Source organism: Caballeronia sp. BR00000012568055, from assembly GCF_029439455.1.
Classification (GTDB): Bacteria; Pseudomonadota; Gammaproteobacteria; order Burkholderiales; family Burkholderiaceae; genus Caballeronia.
This window is the reverse complement of record NZ_JAQFVG010000125.1, coordinates 1-1,578: the sequence shown is the minus strand read 5'-3', so window position 1 is coordinate 1,578 and position 1,578 is coordinate 1. Positions and strand designations below refer to the sequence as shown.

The window sequence follows — 1,578 nt, the reverse complement described above, 5'->3', positions numbered from 1 at the left end:
CACAGCGCCCGCCTCACATCCTGGGCGCTGGAACCTGTTGTCCCGGGAAGCCGATGCGACAGCGTACTGCCAACCGTGCCGAAGAATCGCTCAATGTATGGCCGCTCGTTGGGTTCGGCGTAGGGGCCGGCATCGACGTGGCTGCCGATCATGTCGCATACGGTGGCGAGTGTCTCGCCGGCAAGGTGACTGCGCGCGTTGTCGTAACGTAACCAGTCCCATGTCGCGTATTCGGCCTCGCGAACGGTCTCGCTGATGAACCCGGCGCGCGATTCGTAGCGCAAACCGGCAATCGAGAAGGTAGTTCGCTTGCGGCGGGGCTGCAGGGCGTTCTGTACGGTCCTGATGACGTCGTGTCGGTTGTATTCGGTGGCCAGTGCGAGGTGCCAGCCTAGCACCGCCCGCGTACAGACATCGAGGACAACGAGCAGCCACACGCGCTCGAGTTCGATATCCTGGTCCAGTCCAATGGGATCCGTCATCCGGACGCGCAGGCGGATATCCAGTTTGTGTCCGTCGAACTCGACCGCTTCGAACGGGCGTGTGACCGGGGGACGCGACGTCTGATCCGGTGGAGGGCGAAGGGGCTGAACGTGCTGCGCGCCTGCGGCTCGCGCCACCTGCGCATATGTCTGGCTTGCCACCAGGCGACGGATGGCTGCGGCCAGGCTGCGGATGCCCTGAAGATCCTGATTGAACGGATAATGCTTGCCCGTCAGATTCAGCTCGCGACAACGGTTGAGAAACTCGCGGTGCGTCGCACGCAGGCCGCGCAGTTCGCCGCGCGCGCCGAAGTAGACCTTGCGCAACTGGATCTGTCTTTTCAGGAACGCTGCCAGTACCTCGTGCCGCGCGAGCAGCTGCGCCATCGCTCCTGCCGCCCCGCCCCGCTTGCCGGGGACGCGCGGTTGCGTGGGCTGGGTCCGAACATAGCCCCGCGTGCGCACATGAGGCACCAGCGCGCGGAAGCCCTGGATACGCCCGTCGTCATGCGGCGTGGTGCAGCGTGCGAGCAGGCGGTACAACTGCGCGCGCCGGATTCCGGTCGCACTCTCGATCAGCGTCAGGCTCCGGCCTTCCAGGTACTGGCGAATCGCCTGCTCACGGCGCAGAAAAATCGTCCGGCGCGCTTCCGGCAGTGCAGACGGATCGACTGTTGGCCAGCTGTGCAGATCACGCAACTCCGGGGCGAGTGCCCGACGCGTGAGGCAGTCCGGCGTTTTCACGACGTATCCTCTGTCGCGATGATCTGCGTGAAACGCGTATGCCTGCTGAGTGCCCCAATGCGCAGATCCGGGCTCACAAGCCGACCGCGTCGGGTCAGATCGAAGACTGCGGCGCGGGTCAGGATCGGATCGGCTGGCAGTGCGTCGTAGTCGATGGCGTATAGCGGCTTCGGCGACGTTACGCCGTGTTCGATCCGGTCAAGGAAGTCATTTGATATAAACCGGCCATTACTCGTGACATACGGCAACATGCGCAACCAGTTGTCGATCCACTGGCGATGCGGTTTAAGCACATCGGCGTTCACGGTCGTGACGGGCAGTGGGTCAAGAATTTCAAGCAGGTCGGCGTCGA

General features: G+C 63.8%; 2 pseudogenes. Both read right to left on the bottom strand.

Annotated elements, in window-relative coordinates:
- Nucleotides 1-1,226, bottom strand: a pseudogene (locus tag P7F28_RS07645) (integrase); the annotation flags it as partial.
- A pseudogene (locus tag P7F28_RS07640) lies at nt 1,223-1,578 on the bottom strand (hypothetical protein); the annotation flags it as partial. The pseudogenes P7F28_RS07640 and P7F28_RS07645, both read right to left, overlap by 4 nt.